The organism is Providencia sp. LY12 (assembly GCF_057621555.1).
In genome coordinates this window covers 1,278,580-1,305,376 of sequence record NZ_CM172594.1, presented here as the reverse complement: position 1 = coordinate 1,305,376, position 26,797 = coordinate 1,278,580, and the positions used below count along the sequence as shown (strand labels likewise).

Below are 26,797 nucleotides of genomic sequence, written 5' to 3'. Positions count from 1 at the left end.
GACAAATTATTATACTAGCAACATACTAAATGTGCTTTTTGCCTTTGCCGCCACAATCCTAGCAGGGAGATCTTAAACAATGCAGGCCGAAATCTTACTTACATTGAAGCTACAGGGAAGTTTATTTGCCGACCCTCGCCGAATTGCCCTATTAAAGCAGATAAAAGCGACAGGATCGATTAGCCAAGGCGCTAAACTTGCTGGGATCAGCTATAAAAGTGCGTGGGATGCCATCAATGAAATGAATCAACTTACCGATGATATTCTGCTGGATAGATCGACCGGAGGCAAAGGTGGCGGCGGAACCACTCTCACCCAGTATGGAGAAAGATTAATCCAGCTCTATGATTTACTGGGGCAAATTCAACAAAAAGCCTTTGATGTGCTCAAAGATGATAGCCTTCCCCTTGATAGTTTACTCGCTGCAATCTCTCGCTTTTCATTGCAAACCAGTGCCCGAAACCAATTTTTCGGTACTCTGATTGCTCGAGATCACAACCATGTTTTACAGCATGTTCAAGTGAAACTGGCCGACAAGAAAACTGTCATTAATGCCGCACTAACCGAGTCCAGCGCTAACCGCCTTGGCTTAGTTGAAGGGAAAGAAGTCCTCGCTCTGATTAAAGCGCCGTGGGTCAAATTGACCAAACAACCAAGCGAAACCCATTTTGATAATCAACTGGCAGGCACCGTTTCAACCCTGGAAAGAGGCCCTGAAAACAGCGAGATCCTTGTCGCTTTAACGGGTGGAGAAACACTCTGCTCTACCTTATCAAATCAAGAAGTTGATGCGTTAAAACTGGCGATTAACGACCCAATTACAGCGCTATTTAATGCTGACCAAGTGATTATCGCTACGCTTTGTTAGATTTTTAGGGGGTAACGCCCCTAATATTGCCCCTGATTCGCTATTTTTTAGCTTCCCCCTCATGTCGACTTATTGACTTTACCTGTAAACCTGATTATTTGTGGTAGCAGGCAGGTCAATGATAAGGAAGCTAAATGAGCTCGATAACAATACAAAATGGGTGCTTTAAGCTGAGCGAGACCCAAACGCTTGATATTCCTCATCTCGAAATTCATTCGGGTGAAAGCTGGGCTTTTATTGGTGCCAATGGTAGCGGAAAATCATCGCTAGCACGCGTACTCTCCGGAGAATTGCAATCTCTTTCCGGAATCACCCAAAGCGGCTTCAAGTCCCCTATCCGCCTCTCTTTTGAGCAGCTACAAAAAATCATTGCAGAAGAGTGGCAACGTAACAACACCGACTTACTCAGTGACGATGAAGAAGATACAGGTTTTACTGCCGCAGAAATTATTCAACTTCATCATAAAGATAATGAACTGTGCTTAGAGCTTGCGGCTAAATTTGGCATCAGCGACTTGCTATCACGCCGCTTTAAATATCTGTCTACCGGGGAAACTCGCAAAGTCTTACTGTGCCAAACTTTGATGAGCTCTCCAGACTTACTGATCCTCGATGAACCTTTTGATGGCTTAGATATCTATTCACGAAGCAATCTTAGCGAACTGCTATTTAGTCTGCATAATAAAGGTCTCACTTTGGTATTAGTTCTCAATCGATTTGATGAGATTCCCGATTTTGTTGAGCACATTGGTGTTGTCGCTGACTGTAAACTCACTCTAAGTGGAGATAGAGAGTCAGTGCTTGCTAACACCCTAATCCACCAGCTACAACACAGTGAAAAAATCAAGCAACTCACTATTCCTGAAAAAGAAGATCCCACGATTGAAGAGGCTCTAGATACAGAGACACCACGTATTGTTTTAAACAATGGTGTCGTTAGCTACAACGATAAACCTATTTTACATGGGCTCAGTTGGCAGGTTAATTCTGGAGAACATTGGCAGATTATTGGTGAAAATGGTGCAGGAAAATCCACATTATTGAGCCTGATAACCGGAGACCATCCTCAAGGATATAGTAATGATTTAACCTTATTTGGGCGCCGTCGCGGCAGCGGAGAAACGATTTGGGATATTAAGCGCCATATTGGCTATGTCAGTAACAGTATTCATCAAGAGTATCGTGTGGCAACCAGTGTACTCAACGTAATTATTTCCGGTTTCCATGACTCCATAGGTCTGTATCAAACACCTTCAGACCGCCAAGTTCAGTTAGCTTATGAATGGCTAGCACTGCTTGGATTTGCACCACAAACGGCTCAACAACCATTTCATAGCTTATCCTGGGGTCAACAGCGATTAATTCTGATTGCTCGCGCTTTGGTTAAACACCCTACCATGCTTATTTTGGATGAACCTCTTCAAGGGCTTGATGGGCTAAATCGCCTGCTGGTACTGCGTTTTATCGATATCATGCTTAGCCGAGGAAATACTCAGTTGCTATTTGTGTCACATCACCAAGAAGATGCCCCATCGTGCATTACCCATCGACTGAAGTTTGTCCCTGATGGAGATAAATACCGCTACGATATTGAAGTCGTCTCAGAACTCTAACCCTGTTATCTTGCTGGTAAGTATTTACTTACCAGCATCATTTATTACCGCTTATCAAATTTCTCAATAAATTAATCCAGCACATATTATTATTGAATTTTTCACTTGCTGTATCGATTCACTTAGGGTTAAATCTATGCCATACCTTCTGATTTACTGAGCCAGTGACACGGTGCTAAAACACCTAATAGACTAAATCGTTTCGCCTAACTTTAAGTTAAATTAAAATCACTAATCCCTAGATATTATTGATTTTTTTGACTTGAAACTGAGAAAACGTCATGTTGTCACTAGCGTTCGGGGCGACTATCCCTATAATGTAGGTCAGCAATAATTCATTTCTAATTTGAATGTACTGATAGGAGTTTTAGCTATGGCTGTAACTAAACTGGTTTTAGTAAGACACGGTGAGAGTGAGTGGAACAAAGAAAACCGCTTCACCGGTTGGACTGATGTAGAACTGTCAGAGAAAGGTCGTGAAGAAGCCAAAAATGCAGGTCAACTGCTGAAAAAAGAAGGTTTTGTTTTTGATTTCGCTTATACCTCCGTTCTAAAACGTGCCATCCACACCTTATGGAACATTCTGGATCAAGTTGAACAGCAATGGCTGCCAGTTGAAAAAAGCTGGAAATTAAACGAGCGTCATTACGGTGCACTGCAAGGCTTAGACAAATCAGAAACCGCTGCTAAATACGGTGATGAGCAAGTGAAACTGTGGCGTCGTGGTTTTGCAATTACTCCACCAGACCTGACTAAAGATGATGAGCGTTTCCCTGGTCACGACCCACGTTACGCAAACTTAAAACCATCTGAATTGCCAGTGACTGAAAGCTTAGCAACCACTATCGACCGTGTTGTTCCTTATTGGGAAGAAGTGATTAAACCACGCGTTGAAAAAGGCGAGAAAGTGATCATTGCCGCTCACGGTAACTCACTGCGTGCACTGGTTAAATACTTGGATAACATGGGTGAAGAAGAAATTCTGAACCTGAACATCCCAACAGCTGTGCCACTGGTTTATGAGTTCGATGAGAACATGAAACCAATCAAACACTACTATCTGGGTAACCAAGACGAAATCGCAGCAAAACAAGCTGCGGTTGCAAACCAAGGTAAAGCGAAGTAATTACTAACTTTTCTTTATGCCTATTGAGGGTTAAGCCAATGGCTTAGCCCTTTTTTATGGGTCTTTTTCTCTCTTTTTGATATTTGATTATAAAATCCATCACCTCGGAGTGTCGAAAACACCGATAACCGACTATCATAGGGAAAAATTCACTGAAAGGTTGATAAATCAAGAAAATGAATAAGTTTAATCTATATGTCTGGGTAGGGTTGATCCTCAGCGCCAGTATTTTAGGTGCGCTACTGTATATGTTACAAACCGGGGAAATGACTCTTGAAGGACCTGCGGGTAGCGCAAACCCTGAGCTGATGAAAACATTGATGATTATTGCGTGTGTCAGTTTTCCACTGCAAATTGTCAGCATGATGGTACTCAATTATAAACCTACATTCGCCATTGTTCTTGCCGTGGTCAGTAGCGTAGCGCTCATGCCAATTACTATTGTGTTTGCGATGGGGATGGTTTTTTCTGCCATTCGCTGGCGTTACCACCAACTCACGCCATTTGATACCACTATTAATGTGCCTTTCGATGTCAGCATCCCGATGAATAAACGCAGCAATACAATGATGGTATTCCCAATTGCGATTTTAGGTATTGTGTTGATTGTATTAAGCCAAAGCCTAGGTATGTTTTTATTCGTACTGGCCGTTTTCTTAGGTTTCTTTGGTAAAAAAGCGAGTAGCACTACCTATTTGGCTATCAAAGATACACATTTTTATATTCGCCCAAATATCTTTGCTTATTGTTACCGTATTCCACTCAAAGATGTGTTCTACGTAAAAAGTGAGAAAGGAAAATTATTTTTCACTGCTAAAGTAGACGGTTCAGATATTCAGCTCTCTGCTAATCCTGCCAATATGACTCCTGAAGATCAGGCAAATATTGAAAAATTATTAAGCCGAGTGCAAAAATAGTCACAAAAAAGCCAGTTCCGAGAACAACGAACTGGCTTTTTCATTCATGCTATTAAGTGCGTAATTTGTTGATTACTTTTGACGACGAGCAATCACCGCATCGGATAACTGACGTAAAACTTTTTCCGTATCATCCCAACCAATACACGCATCAGTGACACTCTTACCGTAAACCAAAGGCTCACCAGATTCTAAATTCTGGTTACCTTCAACTAGGTGGCTTTCGATCATCACCCCCGTAATTGAGCGATCGCCATTGCTAAGCTGGGCGCTAACATCCGTGGCAACTTCCATCTGTTTTTCAAATTTCTTGCTGCTGTTCGCATGACTAAAGTCGATCATAATGCTTGGGATAAGCCCTGCATTCGTTAACCCTTCACGCACGTCTTTAACATGTTCAGCGCTGTAATTGGGCGTTTTGCCACCACGTAAAATAATATGGCAGTCAGGGTTTCCGCTTGTATTCACAATCGCTGAATGGCCCCATTTAGTGACCGATAAGAAACTGTGCGCCGAGCGCGCTGAATTAATAGCATCAATCGCAATTTTAATTGTGCCATCAGTTCCGTTTTTAAACCCTACAGGACAAGATAAGCCGGAAGCTAATTCACGGTGGATTTGTGATTCAGTGGTACGCGCACCAATGGCGCCCCAGCTCATTAAATCCGCCACATATTGTGGGCTGATCACATCGAGGAATTCACCCGCCGTTGGTAAGCCTTGGTCATTGATCGTTAGCAGCAGCTCGCGCGCGATACGTAATCCTTCGTTAATATCAAAGCTGTGATCCATATGTGGATCGTTAATTAATCCTTTCCAACCAACGGTAGTACGCGGTTTTTCAAAATAAACACGCATCACAATTTCTAAAGAACCTTTTAACTCTTCACGAAGTTTTTTCAAGCGCTCAGCATATTCCAAAGCCGCTTTTGTATCGTGAATAGAACATGGACCAATGACAACGACTAGACGGTCATCTTTCCCTACTAGGATATTGTGAATAGCATGACGAGCTTCATGAACGGTAAACGCCGCTTTATCGGTTGCTGGAAATTTTTCAAGCAGTGCAATAGGGGGTAATAATTCTTTTATTTGTTTTACTCTGACGTCATCGTTCTGATAGTTCATACTGGCATATCCAATGTTTATTATTTTTCCTAAAGTTGAGTTACATACCTTTTTGAGTCTCAATAGCTAACAATTAACTTAAAATGCGACAGGTATCGAATTTTCAATCTAACTGTTCCCTAGCCATCTGTAAACAGCCAAAATGGCGAGATAATCACTCATTATTCCGCTTCTGATTATAAAATGAGGTGAAACTGTGATATCTAGCACAATAGCTAAACAATAGAGGGATAATACAGAGTAAAAATATAAAGAAACGGCCAAATAACGATGATGTTACTTTAGCCGTTTTTTGCATTTTTTCCTACTGAGTTACTAACTCAACAAGAGACTTAATCACGAGATAACGCCGTTGAGCCATTTTCTTTCGCGGATTTGATCCACAACCGAGAACCATTCAATGCGATGCCAAGCAGAATTAAATATTCCAGTGACATTGCATAAACGCCTTGGATAAAGAAAATCACAATGCTAATAACGTTAATCACAACCCAGAGCAACCAGTTTTCTACATACTTACGAGTCATTAAAATCATCGCAACCACAGATAACACGGTCATTGTGGAATCCCAGAATGGGAAAGCATCTGGGTCTATTGTTGGTAAAGTTAAATTAGCACCAAAGAGGTTTAATAATTCAACAGCCCAAGTTGCAAGGCGCCCAAATACCGCATCAATATTAAAGGTAAGGAAAATAATAGCTAAAACTGAAATAACCAGCGTTGTTAACGCTTTAGGAAGACTTAACCAACGGATTTTCAACTCAGCTTCTTGAGAGTTTGATACGCGACTCCACGCATACCAACCATAAATATTGGCACCGAAGAAAAATACCTGTAAAAGCAAATTAGCGTATAACTGAATTTGGAAAAAAATCACTGCGAATAAGGTCACGTTAATGAGACCAAATAAGTAGTTGATAGTTTTTTCAAAGCTTGCCAATAGAATGCACAATAAACCCGCTATTGTGCCAACAGCTTCAATATACGAAAGGTCATAAACAGTTCCCCATACAGGGATCTGCACTAACGTATTTGCGGTGCTAAAAAACTCCATTTTTAAATCCTATTTATCATTCATCGTTAAAATAGCATTGCTCATCAATATCACACGGTTAACTTATTTGAAATTAAACCGATCATTTTTGGTTGTTATTTTAGACTTTCTGCAAACTTTAACATTTTATCCAATGGTAATAGGGCTTTTTCACGCAACTGTGCATCTACATGAATTTGATGCTCGATACCATTGCCTTCTAAGGCCTCTGTAATTGCCTGTAAGCCATTCATCGCCATCCAAGGACAATGAGCACAAGTCCGGCATGTCGCCCCCTCACCTGCCGTTGGAGCGATATACAGTGACTTATCTGGACATGCTTGCTGCATTTTATAAAAAATACCTTTATCGGTCGCCACTATCATGGATGGGTTAGGTAAAGTTTGTGCAGCTTTAATCAGTTGGCTCGTTGAACCAACAGCATCCGCTAAATCTACAACCGCCTGAGGCGATTCAGGATGAACCAATACCGCCGCTTCAGGATACATGGCTTTCATTTTCTCTAATGATTGGGTCTTAAATTCATCGTGAACGATACAAGCCCCTTGCCAACAAAGAATATCCGCGCCAGTTTGTTGTTGAACATAGCGCCCTAAGTGCTTATCCGGCGCCCAAATAATCTTTTCTCCGAGGCTATCTAAGTGTTCAATCAACTCCACCGCAATACTGGATGTCACGACCCAATCTGCACGGGCCTTTACCGCGGCTGACGTGTTCGCATACACCACCACAGTTCTGTCTGGGTGAGCATCACAGAAGCGGGCAAATTCTTCGTCTGGGCAGCCAATATCCAGCGAGCATTGTGCGTCGAGTGTTGGCATCAAGACATTTTTTTCTGGGCTTAGGATTTTGGCTGTTTCCCCCATAAATCGTACGCCAGCAACAACCAGGGTTGATGCATCATGTCGAGCGCCAAAACGCGCCATTTCAAGAGAATCAGCAACACAGCCGCCAGTTTCTTCCGCTAATGCTTGTATTTCAGGATCGGTATAGTAATGCGCGACAATCACCGCATTTTTTTCGACCAATAATTGCTTAATGCGCTCACGGTAAAACGCTTTCTGATCGGTATTTAACGGTGCTGGTTTAGGAGGAAAAGGATAAACAGCATGGTCAAAATCGATAAACTCGCTCATTTCTTGCCTCTGTTTAGCAGAAAGTTATTTTATGCCTGAAAATATTCATAAAACTCCTAATTCTGCACATTTTTGTTTTATATACTAAACAAGATACGCTTATTTGGCTAAGATGTCTCCAACCTTTTCATCTATGAGCGAATGATTTTGCTGTAGCGCCCTTTTTCACGATTTGTTTTTCGCTTTTCACCTCATTTGTCGGTATCTTAGCGGCTTCTGTTAACTCCAATAGGTTAGTTATGGAATCACCTGCAACGCTATTAAATAAAATAATTTCTATTTCATTACTCGAACCTAGAATCGAAGCCGTCATACTGACTGGCTCTAGAGGACGAGAATTAGACATCGATGGCTATTCAGACATTGATATTGAACTCATTGGTCATGGTGTGACTGCACTTTTTAATGATAAGCAATGGGTTAGCCTTATTGCCAATCCATTAATCGCATTACATTTAGATAATGGTGGTGAAAATGAGCCAGAAGATCCCACCTGCTTAGTAATTTATGAAGAAGGGCGCAAAGTGGATTTTACATTTGCAGAACCTTCTCGATTACTCAAAATGCAGCAACAAGGGTTAGATAGTACTTATTCACGTGGTTTCATGGTGCTGTTAGATAAAACCGGGCTCACGGATGCGCTACCGTCACCTAACCCTAGCGTATTAAAGCCCGCACCGTTGAGTGAGCGTCAGTTTAATGAGCTGGTTACGGATTTTTGGTTTGAAGCTCACCAAGTAGCAATCGCATTAACGCGTAATGAGCTATGGAGCGCTTGGTCAATAAGTGCTGACATGAAACGCTTCTTTCTCAGTTTACTTGAGCAAACTGTTGCTCATGGAAATACACAACACGATGTTTGGTATAACGGTAAACATTACCAACAATGGATGCCAGAGCATGTTATCCAAGCCACTGAAACGATTTTTGACTGTGGTACTGCGCAAAAAGCTGCATTATCTCTACATAGCTTGATGGGTCATTTTATGGAAGCGATGACTGAGGCCATTGAACTGTTTGGTTATCAAGATAACCGAGCGGTGGGTTTAAAAGTGCAAGAAATCGTTATCGAGATCTTAAAGGATAATGGGTTAATTCCTGAAAATCTGGAATAAATGGTATTAGGCTGGCGAGGGAATGCTGGTTTCTTGTTTTTTTTCTAAGGGTACAGAAAGAGATAGTCGTGCAAGATTACTCGGGCTTTGCCCTCGCCCTTCGGGTCGTTGCGGCAAGCACAACGCTGTCTCGCTTCGCTCGGCTCGAACCTGAACGCAGCTTCTCACCTGCACTCAACGTACAATATGCAAATGACAGAGTTGTTTAGGATTGGGGAGTTTACTTGAGATGGTGGGTCGTGCAGGATTACTCGGGCTTTGCCCTCGCCCTTCGGGTCGTTGCGGCAAGCGCAACGCTGTCTCGCTTCGCTCGGCTCGAACCTGAACGCAGCTTCTCACCCGCACTCAACGTACAATATGCAAATGACAGAGTTGTTTGGGATTGAGGAGTTTACTTGAGATGGTGGGTCGTGCAGGATTCGAACCTGCGACCAATTGATTAAAAGTCAACTGCTCTACCAACTGAGCTAACGACCCATCTGAAATGCTTGAATTGTTTACTACTTTTAGATGGTGGGTCGTGCAGGATTCGAACCTGCGACCAATTGATTAAAAGTCAACTGCTCTACCAACTGAGCTAACGACCCATCTGAACTGCTTGAATTTTTTACTGCTTTTAGATGGTGGGTCGTGCAGGATTCGAACCTGCGACCAATTGATTAAAAGTCAACTGCTCTACCAACTGAGCTAACGACCCATCTAAATGTTTTTAGAATCAATGTGTAATCGATTCTTGCTGATATCACTCGGATTTATCAACCCGCGCTTTCTCGTATCAACGGCGGCTTATATTACTGATTTCTGACGAGGGTGCAATGGTTTTTTTTAAAAAAAAGATTAAGTGCACACTAAACATACGGATAACCCCGAAATATTCGGCTACATCGCTTCGGGGTTATCAATTACAGTGTACTGAGCTTCTTCTCTGCAAGTTTTGCACCAGAACTATTTGGGTATTGTTGTAATACCTGCTGGTAAACAGCCTTCGCTTTATCTTTCTGTCCCTTATCTTGCATGATCAACCCCACTTTAAATAAGGCTTCACTGCTTTTTTGAGACTTAGGATACTGCTTAACTACAGTCGCAAAGTAGAATGCGGCGTCATCCTTGCTACCTTTGTTGTAGTTTAACTGTCCTAGCCAATAGTTGGCATTCGATTGATATCCAGATTTTGGATATGCTTTGATAAACCCTTGTAATGCACCAATCGCTTCGTCAATCTGTGCTTTGGACTTACTTTCCATCGCCAGTTTAACAGCAGCATTGTAATCATCTTTTTCATTACCGCCGGAGCTTGCAGCTGGCGTATCTGAAGAAGATGATTGCGCATTTGATGCACTAGTATCAGTTGCATCTGAAGAGCTTGAAGAATCACCACCACTCGCTTTGTCTAATTGCATGTACAAATCTTTTTGGCGCTCAACAACTTGATTCAATTTGTATTCACTTTCTTGAATCTGTCCACGTAACATATCAATATCACGTTGGTTATCGGCTAATTGCTGCTGGATTTGATAAATCATTTGACCTTGAGAGCTAACAGCGGTCTCAAGTTGAGTGAGGCGGTCTGCGGAAGAACCCGATCCGACATTGTTGATTGGCGCTTGGGCAATAGCGGCCCAAGGGGCCGCTACGCCAACCAATAACGACAGACCAACTAGTAATTGTCTGAAGTTACTGTTCATAATAGATAATTTCGCTTATCTATTAGTATGCAATGACTGCACGACGGTTTTTCGCGTAGTCTGCTTCAGTGTGACCTAACACAGCTGGTTTTTCTTTACCGTAAGAAACCAGTGAAACTTGGTCACCTGAAACGCCTTTGCTTTGCAGATACATTTTAACCGCGTTAGCACGACGCTCGCCCAGTGCGATGTTGTATTCTGGAGTACCGCGCTCATCCGCATGGCCTTCAACAACAACACGTACAGATGGGTTGCTACGCAGGAATGCTGCGTGTGCATCTAACATTTCAGCGTACTCTGGAGATACATTGTATTTATCGAAACCAAAGTAAACAGTGTTGTTCTGTTGCAGTTGTTCCATTTGCTGACGTGCCAGCTCTTCCGCAGACAGACCAGTGTTAGTTTGATTCATAGAAGAATCATCACCAGTTTGGTCGTTGTTTTTGTTAGAGCTACAAGCTGCGACTGCCATGATTGGTAATGCGATCATCAGCCCTTTAAGCACTTTATTCAGTTGCATCGTTTTGATCCTTAATATTTTTGCCACACATTATTATTATGCATCACAGATACGGCGACCAGGCAGGGAATTTAACCTGTCCATCGGTTGCCGGAAGACGCGCTTTGAAACGCCCGTCGGTCGAAACTAGCTGCAATATAGTCCCCAAGCCTTGAGAGGAGCTATAAATTACCATAGTGCCGTTAGGTGCGATACTCGGCGTTTCATCTAGAAACGTTGACGTTAAATATTCAACGTTACCCGTTGCCAGATCCTGTTTGGCGATATGCTGCTGACCGCCCCCGGAGCTGACCATCACTAAGAAAGTTCCATCCGGGCTTACATCAGCATCCTGATTTTGTGATCCTTCATAGGAGACACGAACAGGACTACCACCATTAATATTCATTTTATAAATCTGCGGACGTCCTGCCTGATCAGAGGTATAAACTAAAGTTTGGCTATCCGGCATCCAGCTTGGTTCAGTATTGTTACTGCGACCATCTGTTACTTGACGAATTTGACCACTACCTAAGTCCATCACATATAAATTCAGGCTGCCTGTCTTAGACAGAGCAAAAGCTAGTTTAGTCCCATCTGGTGAGAATGCAGGTGCCCCATTATGACGTGGGAATGATGCAACCTGACGAACCGCACCACTTGATAGAGTCTGGATAACTAGCGCAGAACTACCACTTTCAAACGTTACGTACGCAATTTTTTGGCCATCTGGTGACCAAGCTGGCGACATTAAAGGTTCTGGCGAACGGTGAACCGTGAATTGGTTAAAACCGTCATAGTCAGAAACTCGTAATTCAAACGGATATTGACCGCCGTTGGTCTTCACCACGTAAGCAATACGTGTACGGAAAGCACCACGGATACCAGTCAACTTCTCAAATACTTCATCACTTGCAGTATGCGCTGCATAGCGTAACCAATCTTTGGTCACTTTAAATTGGTTTTGCGCTAAAACTGCACCTGGGTTAGCGGCAACATCCACTAACTGATAGCTAACAACAAAGCTACCATCAGCTGCTGGTTGAACTTGACCAACAACAACCGCGTTAATGCCTAACGCAGTCCAAGCTTCTGGCGTCACTTCTGAAGCCGTGCCAGGTTGCTGAGGCATGCGGCTTGGTTCAATAGGGTTAAATTTACCACTATTGCGTAAATCAGCACCGACAATTCCGCCCACTTCTTGTGGCGGCGCACCCGCGCCAGCCCATTTAAATGGGACAACGCCGATTGGCTGAGCTGAGTTAACACCTTCAGTAATCTCAATACGGATCTCTGCCTGAGCAACAGTAGCCCATAGCATTAAGAACCCGAGAACTATTTTAAACGCATGCTTCATCCTAATCTCCCTTACTGCGATATTCACCACCGCAATAATTCGCTGAATTTTAACAAAGGTATACTAACAAAACTAGATAGCACACAAACTATTTATTACATTGCCTCAAAATTTACAATACAGACTGCTCTGAGTTGTTGAAAATCAAGGCTTAAATACCAATGTGCTACCCGATTTATTAAACGTATCATAGACCTCTCTGCTAGGTGGTTTTGGCATAGTCGCAAGTTTTGCTGCTCTCATTGCCGCCTCACATAACGCGGGATCATTTGCTGGATTATTTTTCGGTGAAATATTCACCAATAATCCATCTGGTGCTAACTTCAATTGCAGCTCACAAGTACGTCCACGATAACTTTCTGAGTCATAGAATTTACTTTGAACAGCAGCCTTAATTTTACCGGCATAGCTATCAACATCAGCATTCGATGCGCCTGATTTTTTACCACCACCGCTACCCGCAGCTGTTTGTCCACCTTGCTTGCTTGGCCCTGATGCAGTTAAATCACCCAGCAAATCATCAACAGATGATGCACTTTTCGCAGCTTCAGCTTTGGCTTTAGCTGCTTTTGCTTTAGCTTCTTTATCTGCCTTAGCCTTAGCTTCTTTGTCAGCTTTCGCTTTAGCATCAGCATCAGCTTTAGCTTTGGCTTCTTTATCAGCTTTAGCTTTAGCGTCAGCTTCCGCTTTTTCTTTAGCTTCTTTTTCTGCCTTAGCCTTAGCAGCTTCAGCTTCTTTCTTAGCTTGTGCGTCAGCTTTTTCTTTCGCTGCCGCTTGTTCTTTTACGAGTTTTTCTTTTTCAGCTTTGGCTTGAGCAGCGGCTTCTTCCGCTATTTTTTGCTCTTCCTTCGCTTTTTTAGCCGCATCTAAGGCTTGTTTTTTCTGCTCTTCAGCTTGTTTTTGCTGTTGTTCAGTTTCTCGCTGAGTTTGAATCCGTTCTTCTTCAAGTTTTTGCAGACGTTTTTGTTCCTGCTCTTGCTTTTCTCTTAGCTCAGCATCTTGTTTTTGTTGCTGTTCTTTACGTTCTTTAGCTGCTTGTTGGGAACTTTTTTGCTGCTGCTGAGATTGATTATATTGCTCAACAACTGCACCTGGGTCGACCATCACTGCATCAATGACAGTCCCCTCTTCCCCACCGCCGCCAAGTTGGACGACTGTCACTAAAGAGCCTATAACGATCAAAGCAATCAATAAGATGTGCAGCCCAGCTGACATCAGTAATGAGCGCTTCAAGTCATCCTGTTTCTCTTTTGTCTTTCCCACTCTGGTTTCCAAAAAAAGAATCGATTCTTTTCAACTATATCTGAGCCACTTTCAAAGTGGCGTCAGCAAATTAAATAGGTTGAGTCATCAAACCAACAGATTTGATCCCAGCACCGTGTAACATGTTCAGCGCCTTAATGACTTCGTCATAAGGAACTTCTTTCGCACCACCAATTAGGAAAATCGTTTTCGGATTTTTTTCTAACTGCTCTTTTGCGACCGCTGAAATTTGTTCAGGTGGCAGTAATTCCATGCGCTCACCATCGACCAATAAATTATATTGATCAACACCCGCCACTTCTAAAATAACGGGGGGATTATCACTGGATGAGACGGTTTGGGTATCTGTTGCATCCGGCAAATCAACTTCCACGCTCTGAGAGATAATGGGTGCAGTTGCCATAAAAATCAGCAAAAGCACCAACAATACGTCCAGTAATGGAACAATGTTGATTTCGGATTTTAGCTCACGTCTGCGTCTACTATTGCGCGCCATTCGCTTTTCTCCCTCGTCTTATTTCTTATCAGCCGAGAATGCTTGACGATGCAAGATAGCGAGGAATTCTTCCATAAAGTTATCGTAGCTTTGCTCAAGTTTATTCACACGTAAGTTTAAACGGTTGTACGCCATAACAGCTGGAATTGCAGCGAATAGACCGATTGCTGTTGCGATCAGAGCTTCCGCAATACCCGGAGCAACCATTTGTAATGTTGCTTGTTTTACCGCACCCAGTGCGATGAAAGCATGCATGATCCCCCAAACGGTACCAAACAGACCAATATAAGGGCTAATTGACCCTACGGTACCTAAAAATGGGATATGCGATTCAACAGATTCCAACTCACGGTTCATGGAAATGCGCATAGCACGAGATGCACCAGTAACTACCGCATCTGGTGCATGAATATTAGCTTGATGTAAGCGAACAAACTCTTTGAAGCCAGAGTAAAAAATTTGTTCTGCACCACCTAATGCATCACGACGAGCTTGGCTTTCTTTATATAATCGGGACAGCTCGATACCTGACCAGAATTTATCTTCAAATGCTTCCGCTTCGCGCGTGGCGGCATTTAAAACTTTTGTTCTCTGGATAATAATCGCCCACGATGCAATAGAAAAACCGATCAAAACGAACATAATCAGCTGAACCAATAGGCTCGCTTTTAGGAATAAATCCAAGATATTCATGTCAGTCACTGCTTAAACTCCGCGACAATAGACTTAGGAAGCGCTTTCGGCTTCATTTTAGATGTGTCCACACAAGCAATTAGGGCTGTCGCCCCACAAAGCAAGTTACCTTGCAAATCAACTAACCTTTGCTGAAAAAGTAAAGAAGCACGTTTTATTTCAACGACTTCCGTTTCCACTTCCAGCAGGTCATCTAACCGAGCGCCCTTAATAAAATCGATGGTCATACTACGGACGACAAAACCAAGGTTCTCAGCGAGTAAACTTTGTTGGTTAATACCTTTATTCCGCAACATTTCTGTTCTTGCCCGCTCAAAAAAAGCCAGATAACGTGCATGATATACAACTCCGCCCGCATCTGTATCTTCATAATACACGCGGACAGGCCAGCGAAATAACATAAAAAAACCACTCCGTCTTAGGTTAAATTAATTAACGGTGTCACTATACGCAAGACAGTGCCGCTTTGGAATCACTTTGCAGGTAAAGATATCAAAAATAATTGCAGGCCGCATGGCCTACAATCTGAATTTAGATTAACTAAAGACTTTTACAAGTCCCCAGATAAGAATGATGGCGGCAGGTAATGGGTGGAACAGCACTCGCCACGTCAATTTATTGGGTAGGAAGCCCACTCCAAAAATGATGGCGCTGCAAGTTGCCCATATCATGAGAAGACCTTGCCAGATTGGAAATGCACTGGTATTGGCTGCAAACAGGGAAGGATCCCACATTACTGCGCCAGCGGTTACTAAAGCTAATATAAGGATAAGGGCCCTTATCGGGCCCTTTCCTAATAGCTGATAGGATTTATCCATCAGCATACTATTTACTCACCATCTTTAGCTGTTTTAGCTTCTTTTGCACTTTCAGAGTGCTCAAGGGCTAATGCTGCAATCACTGCAAAACTACAAGCTAACAGAGTGCCGAGGATCCAGGCGAAATACCACATATGTTATGCTCCTTAATACAGTGAATGCTTGTTGCTTTCGATGAAGTTTTTGTCCAAACGGCCAAACATTTTGTAGTAACACCAAGCGGTGTAGCACAGGATGATTGGAACAAAAATGATAGCAACCACAGTCATAACTTGCAGAGTGAACAGGCTAGATGTCGCATCCCACATGGTCAAGCTTGCATTTGGCATGATGCTTGAAGGCATGACGAACGGGAACATTGCAACACCACATGTCAAGATAATGCAAGCGATAGTCAATGATGAGAACAGGAATGCCCAACCATTTTTATCTGCTTTAGTTGCAATCATCGTTAACAGTGGCAATGCCAGACCCAGACCAGGTAAAGCCCACAGGATTGGATACGTATTAAAGTTAGTTAACCATGCACCAGAAACAACTTCTACAGTTTTGTTCAGTGGGTTAGACGGGCTTAATGTATCAATCGTTGAAGTCACAACATAACCATCGATACCCATCACTAACCATACGCCAGCACCAGCGAACGCTAACAGAGTCACTAACGCACAGATGTAAGTTGCTTTACGAGTACGTAAGTGCAGTTCGCCCGTTGTACGCATTTGCAGATAAGTTGCACCTTGGGTAACAATCATCATTAAACCGACAACACCAGCTAACAGACCGTATGGGTTCAGCAGTCCAAACAGGTTACCTGTATAAGTCAGATACTGCTGGTTATCGATTTGCAGTGGAACACCCAGTAACAGGTTACCAAACGCAACACCGATAACTAACGGAGGCACGAAACCACCGATGAACAGACCCCAGTCCCACATGCTACGCCATTTTGGGTTCTCCAGTTTAGAACGGTAGTCGAAACCAACCGGACGGAAGAACAATGCAGCTAATACCAAAATCATAGCGACATAGAAGCCAGAGAATGAAGCAGCATAAACCTGAGGCCATGCAGCGAACATTGCACCACCCGCGGTGATTAACCAAACTTGGTTACCATCCCAGTGCGGTGCAACAGCATTAATCATAACGCGGCGTTCAGTATCTGTTTTACCTAAGATAGGTAATAAGAAGCCTACGCCCATGTCAAAGCCATCCGTGACGGCAAATCCAATCAGCAGTACGCCGATAAGGATCCACCACACAAATCGAAGAACTTCATAATCAAACATAAGTGGACTCCTGTTTACTGAACGTCGTGTGCTGAACTATTTTTCTGTTCAAAATGGTAACGACCGGTTTTCAGGCTGCTAGGCCCTTTGCGAGCGAATTTGAACATTAAGAACATTTCGGCAATCAAGAACAGTGTATACAGACCACAGATCAGAGCCATAGAGAAGATCAGGTCTTGTGGGGTTAAGTTAGAGTGTGCGACCGAAACCGGTAACACTTCACCAATTGCCCACGGTTGACGACCATACTCAGCCACGAACCAGCCTGATTCAATAGCAATCCATGGTAATGGAATACCAAACAGAGCCAGACGAAGCAGCAGTTTGCTCTTACCAATACGGTTACGAACAACTGACAGGAATGACCAACCGATGATTAACAGTAACGCGAAGCCAACTGCAACCATGATACGGAATGCCCAGAACAGTGGTGCAACATTAGGAATACTGTCTTTAACCGCTTTCTGAATTTGTTCTTCTGTCGCATCAACAACGTTTGGTGTGTATTGTTTTAACAGAAGGCCATAGCCAAGGTCTTTTTTACTTGCTTCGAACGCAGCACGCAGTTCTGGGCTCTTATCACCAGCTAACAGCTGTTGTAATTGACCATAAGAAACCATACCGTTACGGATACGGACTTCGTGTTGCTTCATCAGATCTTTCAGACCTAATACTGGCGTATCGATAGAACGCGTTGCAATAATACCCATCGCCCATGGAATTGAGATAGAGAATGTATTCTCTTGTTTCTCATTGCTTGGGAATGCGATTAAGTTAAATGCAGCTGGAGGCGCATGGGTTTCCCACTCTGCTTCAACAGCGGCGAGCTTCGTTTTCTGCACGTCACCCATTTCGTAACCTGATTCATCACCAAGAACGATAACAGAGAGAACAGCAGCCATACCAAAGCTTGCAGCAATTGCAAAAGAGCGCTTAGCGAATGCCAAGTCACGACCTTTAAGCATATAGTAAGAGCTGATACCCAGAACGAACATAGCACCAGTACAATAACCGGCAGCAACTGTGTGAACGAATTTAACTTGCGCAACTGGGTTCAGGACTAGCTCAGAGAAGCTAACCATTTCCATACGCATTGTTTCGTAGTTGAAGTCTGCAGCGATAGGGTTTTGCATCCAACCGTTCGCAACCAGAATCCACAGCGCAGAGAAGTTAGAACCTAAAGCAACTAACCAAGTCACCGCAAGGTGCTGAGTTTTGCTTAAACGATCCCAACCGAAGAAGAATAAACCAACAAAGGTAGATTCTAAGAAGAATGCCATCAGACCTTCGATTGCCAGAGGCGCACCGAAGATATCTCCAACGTAGTGGGCGTAGTATGACCAGTTAGTCCCGAATTGGAACTCCATAGTCAGACCAGTCGCAACACCCAGAGCGAAGTTAATACCAAATAACTTGCCCCAGAACTTAGTCATATCTTTATAAATTTGTTTACCAGACAGCACATATACCGTCTCCATAATCGCAAGCAAAAACGCCATACCGAGCGTTAATGGAACGAACAGGAAGTGATACATCGCAGTTAAGGCAAACTGTAATCGTGACAGTTCGACAATATCAAACATCTTGACTCCTTGCTCCTAGCAGGAAGACACCGACTTGCGGCAACCCAGCTTCCAGTGTTAAACGGGAAAGCCTCTTAACTACCAGCAAAAAATGCCTCAAAACAACAAATAATTAACAAAAGTAAAAGAAAAAACCTACCATAATAATAGTACGCCTATCTTCACATACAATAAACTTCTTTTACGTGATTCAGATTTGAATTCTGAAGTTATATCAATAATTATACCCTTTAATAGAAAAATGAGTATTTGATCGAGCACCAATTTAAGCAATTTGGGCAAATAAAGCTAGTGGTAATAAATTGATTTACGTCAATTTTTTCTCACTTGTTAATTGTTCTCGACCCGATTCAAATAATAGTTAGCTAGTTGTTAACTACCTGTTATTTTAATTGATATAGGTTTTTTTACTTTTTTAATAAGATTAAAACAAAATGATAACTTTTGTTTTTCTCAATCTAAAAAAGAATGTTTATTTATAATAGCAGCCCATTTCTAAATTATTACTTTATTTATTAATAAAGATAATTATCGTAGAAAAAGCCCTATATTCAGTTAATCAAAATAATCTAAAAATAAAAAAATTGATCTAATATCAAATTAGACTAATTCCCATTTTGTGCTATTTCATATTCAGTAATAAACTTACCCAAAACTTACTATTTATGCTGATTTATTTTGGTATTACTCACTGAAAACCCTACATTTTAATCTTTTAGTAGGAATTACATGAAATAAGCATGGTCATTAGCCATAAAAAAACCCGCGCTTCCTAGAAAGCACGGGCTTCGTCTCTTACGTGATACGAGCTATAAGCTCATATTGCGCTTATTTGTTTAGCATAGACTTCACAGCATCGCCGATATCAGCCAAGCTACGTACAGTTTTCACGCCAGCGGCTTCTAAAGCAGCAAATTTCTCGTCAGCAGTACCTTTACCACCAGCGATAATTGCACCAGCATGTCCCATACGCTTACCTTTAGGTGCAGTTACACCCGCGATATAGCCAACAACTGGCTTAGTGACGTGCTCTTTGATGTATGCAGCCGCTTCTTCTTCCGCGTTACCACCGATTTCACCGATCATCACGATCGCTTCAGTTTGTGGGTCTTCTTGGAATAATTTCAGGATATCGATAAAGTTTGAACCAGGAATTGGGTCACCACCGATACCAACGCAAGTTGATTGACCTAAACCTGCATCCGTTGTTTGTTTTACCGCTTCATAAGTCAGTGTACCTGAACGTGAAACGATACCAACTTTACCTGGCATATGAATGTGGCCAGGTTGGATACCGATTTTGCACTCGCCCGGAGTGATAACACCTGGGCAGTTAGGGCCAATCATACGAACGCCAGCTTCGTCTAATTTCACTTTAACAGTCAGCATATCCAGTGTTGGAATACCTTCTGTGATAGTGATGATCAGTTTGATGCCTGCATCAATCGCTTCAAGGATAGAATCCTTACAAAATGGTGCTGGTACGTAGATAACAGATGCTGTTGCACCGGTTGCTTCTACTGCTTCACGCACAGTGTTAAATACCGGCAAACCTAGGTGAGTTGTACCACCTTTACCTGGCGTTACACCGCCAACCATTTTTGTACCGTAAGCAATAGCTTGTTCGGAGTGGAAAGTACCTTGACCGCCAGTGAATCCTTGGCAAATTACTTTGGTGTTTTTATCGATTAAAATAGACATTATTTAGCCTCCGCCGCTGCTACTGCTTTCTTAGCTGCATCTGTCAGGCTGTTTGCAGCGATAATATTTAAGCCGCTGTCTGCCAGTTTTTTCGCACCTAACTCTGCATTGTTACCTTCTAAACGTACAACTACTGGTACATTCACGCCAACTTCTTCTACTGCACCAATGATGCCGTCTGCAATCAGGTCACAGCGAACGATACCACCAAAAATGTTTACGAATACAGCTTTAACGCTCTTATCCGAAAGAATGATTTTAAACGCTTCAGTTACGCGTTCTTTGGTTGCACCGCCACCAACGTCAAGGAAGTTAGCTGGCGCACCGCCGTGCAGTTTAACGATATCCATGGTACCCATTGCAAGGCCCGCACCGTTAACCATACAGCCGATGTTACCATCCAGAGCAACGTAGTTAAGTTCCCACTTAGCCGCTTGAGCTTCACGCGCATCTTCTTGAGATGGATCGTGCATTTCACGCATTTCAGCTTGACGATACAGAGCGTTGCTATCCACGCCTAATTTACCGTCTAAGCAAACTAAATCGCCTTCAGTATTGATAACTAATGGGTTAACTTCGATCAGCGCTAAATCGCGCTCTAAGAACATGGTTGCTAAACCCATGAAGATTTTAGCGAATTGGCTAACTTGTTTGCCAGTTAAGCCTAATTTGAATGCCAGTTCACGACCTTGATATGGCATTGGGCCAGTCAGTGGATCGATAACGGCTTTGTGGATCAGTTCTGGTGTTTCTTCAGCAACTTTTTCAATTTCAACGCCGCCTTCCGTTGATGCCATGAATACAACACGACGTGTACCACGATCAACGACTGCACCTAAATACAGTTCTTTAGCGATGTCAGTCGCGCTTTCAACCAAAATTTGGTTAACCGGCTGACCATTTGCATCAGTTTGGTAAGTAACCAGATTCTTACCTAACCATTTTTCAGCAAATTCACGGATGTCATTGATATCTTTTGTAACTTTTACGCCGCCAGCTTTACCACGTCCACCTGCGTGAACTTGGCATTTGATAACCCATGGACCATTACCGATTTTTTTCGCCGCAGCTACTGCTTCTTCTACTGATGAACAGGCATAACCAGTTGGTGCTGGTAAACCATAGCGTGTAAAAAGCTGTTTTGCCTGATACTCGTGTAAATTCATGATGTTCTATCCATAATTGAGTCTGGAGGAGCGTTTATCGCCCCTTGCAATTGTTACAGATTTAGCAGCCAGCGAACTGGCTGCATCGGTTACCTCAGACCGGACAGGCTGTCCCCCTGCCCTGTTATGTTTCTATACGTCTAGCAGTAAACGAGTTGGATCTTCCAACATATCTTTGATAGCCACTAAGAAGCCAACTGATTCACGACCATCGATTAGACGGTGGTCATAAGACAGCGCTAAATACATCATTGGAAGAATTTCTACCTTACCATTAACTGCCATTGGGCGGTCTTTGATGGCATGCATGCCTAAGATTGCGCTTTGTGGTGGGTTAATGATTGGAGTAGACATCAGAGAACCGAACACACCACCGTTAGTGATAGTGAAGTTACCGCCACTTAAATCTTCAACAGTTAATTTACCGTCGCGACCTTTGACAGCCAGCTCTTTAATATTTTTCTCGATATCAGCCATGCTCATTGCATCCACATCACGCAGAACTGGGGTTACCAGGCCACGCGGTGTTGATACCGCAATACTGATGTCGAAATAGTTATGGTAAACCACGTCCGAACCATCGATAGAAGCGTTCACTTCTGGATAGCGTTTCAGTGCTTCAACCGCCGCCTTAATGTAGAAAGACATAAAGCCTAAACGTACACCGTGACGTTTTTCAAATGCTTCACCGTACTGTGCACGCAGGTCTTTAATAGGCTGCATGTTGATTTCGTTGAAGGTTGTTAACATCGCCGTGCTGTTTTTCGCTTCCAATAGACGCTCTGCAATACGTTTACGCAGGCGAGTCATCGGAACACGTTTTTCACTACGGTGAGCTAATGGTGCTTGAGCTGCAGCTGGTGCTTGAGCCGCAGGTGCCGCAGCTGGTTTAGCTGCTAAATGTTTTTCAACATCTTCACGAGTCAGACGACCGCCAACACCAGTCCCTTTGATATCCGCAGGGTTCAGGTTGTGCTCAGCGACCAGACGACGAATCGCTGGGCTCAGCGCATCATTACTTTCTTCTTCTAAGCTAGCCGTTTGACGTGCTGCTGGTGCAGGTGCTGCTTCTTTAACTTCAGCAGGGATACCTGTGCTATCGCCTAAACGAATGCGACCTAGTAACTGTTTAGATAAAACAGTTGCGCCTTCTTCTTCAATAATGGCTTCCAGAACACCTGCTTCACTTGCAGGAACTTCAAGAACAACTTTGTCTGTTTCGATCTCAACCAGAACTTCGTCACGCTGAACACTGTCACCTGGTTTTTTATGCCATGTGGCAACCGCTGCATCAGCGACGGATTCAGGAAGATCGGGAACAAGAATTTCTACGCTACTCATTTTCTATCCTTTAATTATGCAATGTTCAAAGCGTCATTAACCAGGGCCGCTTGTTGTTCCTGGTGAACGGAGGTATAACCAACTGCTGGAGAAGAAGAAGCTGCTCGACCCGCATAGCGTAAAGTTGCGCCTGCTGGGATAGCTTCATGGAAATTGTGCTGGCTGCAATACCAAGCACCTTGGTTTAGTGGCTCTTCTTGGCACCAAACGAAATCTTTCACATGAGCGTACTGAGCGAATACTTTTTGGATATCTTCGCGTGGGAACGGATACAGCTGTTCAATACGCACGATAGCCACATCTTTTTGCTCTTTCTTACGACGTTGTTCTAATAAATCGTAATAAACTTTACCGGAACACATAACGACGCGTTTCACATCTTTCGGATTAATTTCGTCAATTTCACCGATAACTGGTTGGAATGAACCATTCGCCAGCTCATCCATGCTAGAAACTGCTAATGGATGACGTAACAGTGACTTAGGTGACATAACAATCAGAGGACGACGCATATCGCGCAGTGCTTGACGGCGTAACATGTGATAAACCTGGGCTGGTGTTGATGGCACACACACTTGCATGTTTTGATCTGCACACAGTTGCAGGTAACGCTCTAAACGTGCAGATGAGTGCTCTGGACCCTGACCTTCATAACCATGAGGCAGTAGCATAACCAGACCACACATACGACCCCATTTTTGCTCACCAGAGCTAATGAATTGGTCGATAACAACTTGCGCACAGTTAGCAAAGTCACCGAACTGAGCTTCCCAAATAGTCAGCGCGCGCGGTTCAGTTGTTGCATAGCCATACTCAAATGCCAATACTGCGTTTTCAGTCAGAACAGAGTCCCAAACGTTGAATACGCCTTGGCCGCTATGAACATTTTGCAGAGGTACGTAAACAGAGCCATTAGTTTGGTTGTGAACAACTGCATGACGGTGGAAGAACGTACCACGCCCCGCATCTTCACCAGATAAACGGATTGGAATACCTTCATCAACTAACGTACCGTAAGCCAGAGTTTCTGCCGCACCCCAATCAAGTAATTTTTCGCCTTTCGCCATTTCAGCGCGGTCAGAATAAATTTTCTCAACACGAGATTGCGCAACGATGCCTTCAGGGATCGTGCTCAGCTTAGTTGCTAACTCAGTTAAACGTTTAATATCGTAGTTAGATTTGTATTGCTCATTCCATTCATGGTTTAAGTACGGTTCCCATGTGTAAGAATGCAGACCCATTTCACGATATTCTTCAACAACACAGTCACCACGGTCTAACGCGTCACGATACAGGTTAACCATTTCAGTGACTTCATTCGCAGAAACTACGCCAGCTTCGATTAAACGATCTGCATAGATTTTACGTGGAGTTGGATGCTGTTTAATTTTTTGGTACATGATTGGCTGAGTTGCACTTGGCTCATCAGCTTCGTTATGACCATGACGGCGGTAACACACTAAGTCGATCATTACATCGCGCTTAAAGGTGTTACGGAAATCTAAGGCTAAGCGAGTCACAAATGCGACCGCTTCAGGGTCATCAGCGTTAACGTGGAAAATAGGCGCCTGCACCATTTTCACGATATCAGTACAGTATTCTGTTGAACGCGTGTCTTTCGGGTTGGAGGTTGTGAAACCAACTTGGTTGTTGATAACGATACGCATGGTACCGCCAACTTCATAACCACGAGCCTGAGACATGTTCAGGGTTTCTTGTACAACACCTTGACCGGTTACTGCTGAGTCACCGTGAATGGTGATTGGCAGAACCATGTTGCTGCGACCTTCGTCCAGACGATCACGGCGAGCACGTACAGAACCGATAACCACTGGGCTTACGATTTCTAAGTGTGATGGGTTAAATGCCAGTGCTAAGTGAACACGGGAACCCGCCGTTTCGAAATCAGAAGAGAAACCTTGGTGATATTTAACGTCACCTGCGCTTGAATGGTCTTTATGCTTACCAGCAAATTCATCAAATAATTCGGCTGGTTTTTTACCCAGAATGTTGATCAGGACGTTTAGGCGGCCACGGTGCGCCATACCAAGCACCACTTCACGAGTGTCTTGTTTGCCTGCATGATGGATAAGATCCTTCAGCATTGGGATCAGTGCATCGCCACCTTCTAAAGAGAAACGTTTTGCACCTGGGAATTTTGCACCAAGGTAACGCTCAAGACCTTCTGCTGCTGTTAATTCAGCTAAGAAGCGACGTTTTTCTTCTTTAGAAAATTGCTGCGCAACATTCACAGACTCTAAACGTTGTTGAATCCAACGTTTTTCTTCTGTGTTAGTAATGTGCATATATTCCGCACCAATGGAACCGCAATAGATGCGTTTCAGGTGGTCATATAGTTCGCTGAGTTTCATGGTTTCTTTGCCAATTGCAAATGAACCCACGTTGAAAGTTTCGTCGAAATCTTCTTTGGTTAGGTTATGGAATGTAGGGTCCAGATCTGGAACGGCTTCGCGTTTCCAAAGTCCTAACGGGTCGAGATTTGCATTTTGATGTCCGCGGAAGCGGAAGGCATTGATGAGCTGCAAAACTTTAACTTGCTTTGCGTCGATCGTTGGATCGCTAACAGAGGTGTGGTAACGGGTAGAATCTTTTGCTAAGCGACGGAAGTAGTCTCGTGCTTGCGAATGTAATTGCTCACCGCTATTACCCGCTCCAGGTAGTTGCTGGAAGATTTCTCTCCATTCGACATCTACGGAATTAGGGTCAGTCAGATAATCTTCATAGAGCTGTTCTATATAAGACTGGTTCGCGCCTGCCAGAAAGCTTGAATCCAGCCAGTCCTTCATTACGCCGTTCTGCATTGTGATCCCTTAAGCTTTATAAGCTTTAGTTTTCGCCGTGGTTAACTAATCGCCGCATTTAAGCGACCTCGATAAAGGTTCTCTTGGACGTGCTTTTTGCATGTTCTCACTTTGGGAGTCCCTCTTATCAATTAAGGGTTTCCCTTTTAAGGAACCTTTAAAAACTGTCTACGGTTTTTAAAGGTTCCTTGCTTTCGCAAGTGTCTTCATCTGGTTTTGCAGTTGGCTTTTTACTTTCACTTTTTGACTTTTTACTTTACGTTTCAGTGATTCAATTTAAGACTTATACTTACTTTACGCTTATTTTTTACTTTAAGTACGTATTTTGTGCTATCCAAATTTAGCCTACGGCACCTAAGCGCCGCAGGCTGTATCGATTTAGGCACTATGTTTCAATAACATAGACTTAATGTGACCGATAGCTTTCGTTGGATTTAGTCCTTTAGGGCATACATTGACACAATTCATGATGCTATGACAGCGGAAAACACTAAAAGCGTCGTTCAGATCATCTAATCGTGAATCTGTTTCAGTATCGCGACTATCAATTAAGAATCTATACGCAGCTAGCAGACCCGCAGGACCGATAAATTTGTCCGGATTCCACCAGAAAGATGGGCATGAAGTTGAACAGCATGCACACAGAATACACTCGTAAAGACCATCAAGTTTTTCACGTTGTTCTGGTAGCTGTAAGTTTTCACGCGCCGGCGGATTCTTATTATCATTAAGAAGATACGGACGAATTTTTTCGTATTGAGTATAAAATTGCGTCATGTCGATAATCAGGTCACGAATCACTGGCAGACCAGGTAATGGACGGATCACAATTTTTTTGCCACTACGGGTTAAAGCAGACAATGGCGTAATACAAGCCAGTCCGTTTTTACCGTTCATGTTCAGACCATCAGAACCACACACACCTTCACGGCAAGAACGACGGAATGAGAGTGTTGGATCTTGTTCTTTTAACTGAATTAACGCATCCAGCAGCATCATGTCACGCCCTTCTTTCACTTCAAGGGTGTAATCTTGCATGCGTGGCGCATTGTCTACATCAGGATTGTAGCGATAAATCGAAAATTCTAGTTTCATAGTTTATTTCTCCGCAACTGGATTAACACCACGC

Annotated in this window: 24 protein-coding genes, 3 tRNA genes and 2 other RNA genes; 5 read left to right on the top strand and 24 right to left on the bottom strand. The window is 43.2% G+C overall.

The features are described from left to right. Positions 1 to 79: 79 nt before the first annotated feature. The 4 genes from modE to ACY3ZI_RS05915 all read left to right on the top strand — a co-directional run bounded on the left by modE (position 80) and on the right by ACY3ZI_RS05915 (position 4,524). Positions 80 to 868, top strand: a complete 789-nt coding sequence (gene modE / locus ACY3ZI_RS05930; protein WP_036950555.1) for a molybdenum-dependent transcriptional regulator — start codon at positions 80 to 82, stop codon at positions 866 to 868. Between the two features lie 134 nt (positions 869 to 1,002). Beyond that, positions 1,003 to 2,481, top strand: a complete 1,479-nt coding sequence (gene modF / locus ACY3ZI_RS05925) for a molybdate ABC transporter ATP-binding protein ModF (protein ID WP_487376452.1) — start codon at positions 1,003 to 1,005, stop codon at positions 2,479 to 2,481. A gap of 373 nt (positions 2,482 to 2,854) precedes the next feature. Then, complete coding sequence (gpmA, locus tag ACY3ZI_RS05920; protein ID WP_006660200.1) at positions 2,855 to 3,607, top strand: 2,3-diphosphoglycerate-dependent phosphoglycerate mutase; 753 nt, start codon at positions 2,855 to 2,857, stop codon at positions 3,605 to 3,607. Positions 3,608 to 3,783: 176 nt separating this feature from the next. Further along, positions 3,784 to 4,524 carry a hypothetical protein gene (locus tag ACY3ZI_RS05915; protein ID WP_487376451.1) on the top strand — a complete coding sequence of 247 codons (741 nt, stop codon included), beginning with the start codon at positions 3,784 to 3,786 and terminating at the stop codon, positions 4,522 to 4,524. 72 nt (positions 4,525 to 4,596) lie between these two features. Here the strand turns inward: ACY3ZI_RS05915 and aroG are convergent, their stop codons facing one another. The 3 genes from aroG to nadA all read right to left on the bottom strand — a co-directional run bounded on the left by aroG (position 4,597) and on the right by nadA (position 7,843). Then, positions 4,597 to 5,652, bottom strand: a complete 1,056-nt coding sequence (aroG, locus tag ACY3ZI_RS05910; protein ID WP_487376449.1) for a 3-deoxy-7-phosphoheptulonate synthase AroG — start codon at positions 5,650 to 5,652, stop codon at positions 4,597 to 4,599. Positions 5,653 to 5,984: 332 nt separating this feature from the next. Further along, the gene (pnuC, locus tag ACY3ZI_RS05905) at positions 5,985 to 6,707 is read right to left on the bottom strand and encodes a nicotinamide riboside transporter PnuC (RefSeq protein WP_211884943.1); all 723 of its coding nucleotides are present in this window, start codon (positions 6,705 to 6,707) and stop codon (positions 5,985 to 5,987) included. A 95-nt stretch (positions 6,708 to 6,802) separates the two neighbouring features. Beyond that, the gene (gene nadA / locus ACY3ZI_RS05900) at positions 6,803 to 7,843 is read right to left on the bottom strand and encodes a quinolinate synthase NadA (protein ID WP_211884942.1); all 1,041 of its coding nucleotides are present in this window, start codon (positions 7,841 to 7,843) and stop codon (positions 6,803 to 6,805) included. 239 nt (positions 7,844 to 8,082) lie between these two features. On the opposite strand from nadA, the gene ACY3ZI_RS05895 reads away from it, so the two are divergent. Beyond that, positions 8,083 to 8,958 (top strand): aminoglycoside 6-adenylyltransferase, encoded by an 876-nt coding sequence (locus ACY3ZI_RS05895; RefSeq protein ID WP_487376442.1) that lies wholly within the window; start codon positions 8,083 to 8,085, stop codon positions 8,956 to 8,958. A gap of 59 nt (positions 8,959 to 9,017) precedes the next feature. Here ACY3ZI_RS05895 and ACY3ZI_RS05890 read toward each other — a convergent pair. From ACY3ZI_RS05890 to ACY3ZI_RS05790, 21 genes are all read right to left on the bottom strand, one after another. Next, a non-coding RNA gene (locus tag ACY3ZI_RS05890) (RtT sRNA) lies at positions 9,018 to 9,146 on the bottom strand. A 42-nt stretch (positions 9,147 to 9,188) separates the two neighbouring features. Next, a non-coding RNA gene (locus ACY3ZI_RS05885) (RtT sRNA) lies at positions 9,189 to 9,317 on the bottom strand. 42 nt (positions 9,318 to 9,359) lie between these two features. Next, positions 9,360 to 9,435, bottom strand: a tRNA-Lys gene (locus ACY3ZI_RS05880). A 34-nt stretch (positions 9,436 to 9,469) separates the two neighbouring features. Beyond that, positions 9,470 to 9,545: transfer RNA gene (locus ACY3ZI_RS05875), tRNA-Lys, on the bottom strand. 34 nt (positions 9,546 to 9,579) lie between these two features. Then, a tRNA-Lys gene (locus tag ACY3ZI_RS05870) sits at positions 9,580 to 9,655 on the bottom strand. Between the two features lie 205 nt (positions 9,656 to 9,860). Next, the gene (cpoB, locus tag ACY3ZI_RS05865) at positions 9,861 to 10,643 is read right to left on the bottom strand and encodes a cell division protein CpoB (protein WP_154600186.1); all 783 of its coding nucleotides are present in this window, start codon (positions 10,641 to 10,643) and stop codon (positions 9,861 to 9,863) included. A gap of 22 nt (positions 10,644 to 10,665) precedes the next feature. Beyond that, a complete protein-coding gene (gene pal / locus ACY3ZI_RS05860; protein ID WP_006660438.1) occupies positions 10,666 to 11,163 on the bottom strand; it encodes a peptidoglycan-associated lipoprotein Pal in 498 nt (165 codons plus the stop codon). Between the two features lie 43 nt (positions 11,164 to 11,206). Continuing rightward, entirely contained in the window at positions 11,207 to 12,499 is a 1,293-nt protein-coding gene (gene tolB, locus ACY3ZI_RS05855; RefSeq protein WP_036947763.1) for a Tol-Pal system beta propeller repeat protein TolB, read from the bottom strand. A gap of 144 nt (positions 12,500 to 12,643) precedes the next feature. Further along, positions 12,644 to 13,762: a cell envelope integrity protein TolA gene (gene tolA, locus ACY3ZI_RS05850; RefSeq protein ID WP_211887958.1), complete on the bottom strand. Its 1,119-nt coding sequence runs from the start codon at positions 13,760 to 13,762 to the stop codon at positions 12,644 to 12,646. Between the two features lie 70 nt (positions 13,763 to 13,832). Continuing rightward, positions 13,833 to 14,258, bottom strand: a complete 426-nt coding sequence (tolR, locus tag ACY3ZI_RS05845; RefSeq protein WP_211887957.1) for a colicin uptake protein TolR — start codon at positions 14,256 to 14,258, stop codon at positions 13,833 to 13,835. 18 nt (positions 14,259 to 14,276) lie between these two features. Beyond that, positions 14,277 to 14,960 carry a Tol-Pal system protein TolQ gene (gene tolQ / locus ACY3ZI_RS05840; protein ID WP_036947783.1) on the bottom strand — a complete coding sequence of 228 codons (684 nt, stop codon included), beginning with the start codon at positions 14,958 to 14,960 and terminating at the stop codon, positions 14,277 to 14,279. After that, on the bottom strand, positions 14,957 to 15,352 hold the full coding sequence (ybgC, locus tag ACY3ZI_RS05835) for a tol-pal system-associated acyl-CoA thioesterase (protein ID WP_036947785.1): 396 nt from the start codon (positions 15,350 to 15,352) through the stop codon (positions 14,957 to 14,959). The genes tolQ and ybgC overlap by 4 nt, the downstream gene beginning before the upstream one ends. Before the next feature lie 135 nt (positions 15,353 to 15,487). After that, on the bottom strand, positions 15,488 to 15,775 hold the full coding sequence (gene ybgE, locus ACY3ZI_RS05830) for a cyd operon protein YbgE (protein ID WP_132494279.1): 288 nt from the start codon (positions 15,773 to 15,775) through the stop codon (positions 15,488 to 15,490). 5 nt (positions 15,776 to 15,780) lie between these two features. Then, a complete protein-coding gene (gene cydX, locus ACY3ZI_RS05825) occupies positions 15,781 to 15,903 on the bottom strand; it encodes a cytochrome bd-I oxidase subunit CydX (protein WP_006660445.1) in 123 nt (40 codons plus the stop codon). Positions 15,904 to 15,915: 12 nt separating this feature from the next. Beyond that, entirely contained in the window at positions 15,916 to 17,055 is a 1,140-nt protein-coding gene (gene cydB / locus ACY3ZI_RS05820; RefSeq protein WP_132494277.1) for a cytochrome d ubiquinol oxidase subunit II, read from the bottom strand. Between the two features lie 14 nt (positions 17,056 to 17,069). Beyond that, entirely contained in the window at positions 17,070 to 18,638 is a 1,569-nt protein-coding gene (gene cydA / locus ACY3ZI_RS05815) for a cytochrome ubiquinol oxidase subunit I (RefSeq protein ID WP_211887956.1), read from the bottom strand. Positions 18,639 to 19,466: 828 nt separating this feature from the next. Next, positions 19,467 to 20,339 (bottom strand): succinate--CoA ligase subunit alpha, encoded by an 873-nt coding sequence (gene sucD / locus ACY3ZI_RS05810; RefSeq protein WP_036947794.1) that lies wholly within the window; start codon positions 20,337 to 20,339, stop codon positions 19,467 to 19,469. Further along, positions 20,339 to 21,505, bottom strand: coding sequence for an ADP-forming succinate--CoA ligase subunit beta (gene sucC / locus ACY3ZI_RS05805; protein ID WP_006660449.1), 1,167 nt, complete (start codon positions 21,503 to 21,505; stop codon positions 20,339 to 20,341). The genes sucD and sucC overlap by 1 nt, the downstream gene beginning before the upstream one ends. Before the next feature lie 132 nt (positions 21,506 to 21,637). Continuing rightward, positions 21,638 to 22,846: a 2-oxoglutarate dehydrogenase complex dihydrolipoyllysine-residue succinyltransferase gene (gene odhB, locus ACY3ZI_RS05800; protein ID WP_036947796.1), complete on the bottom strand. Its 1,209-nt coding sequence runs from the start codon at positions 22,844 to 22,846 to the stop codon at positions 21,638 to 21,640. Positions 22,847 to 22,860: 14 nt separating this feature from the next. Further along, on the bottom strand, positions 22,861 to 25,668 hold the full coding sequence (gene sucA / locus ACY3ZI_RS05795) for a 2-oxoglutarate dehydrogenase E1 component (protein ID WP_108479382.1): 2,808 nt from the start codon (positions 25,666 to 25,668) through the stop codon (positions 22,861 to 22,863). A 378-nt stretch (positions 25,669 to 26,046) separates the two neighbouring features. Then, positions 26,047 to 26,763 (bottom strand): succinate dehydrogenase iron-sulfur subunit, encoded by a 717-nt coding sequence (locus ACY3ZI_RS05790; protein WP_036947808.1) that lies wholly within the window; start codon positions 26,761 to 26,763, stop codon positions 26,047 to 26,049. Between the last annotated feature and the right edge of the window lie 34 nt (positions 26,764 to 26,797).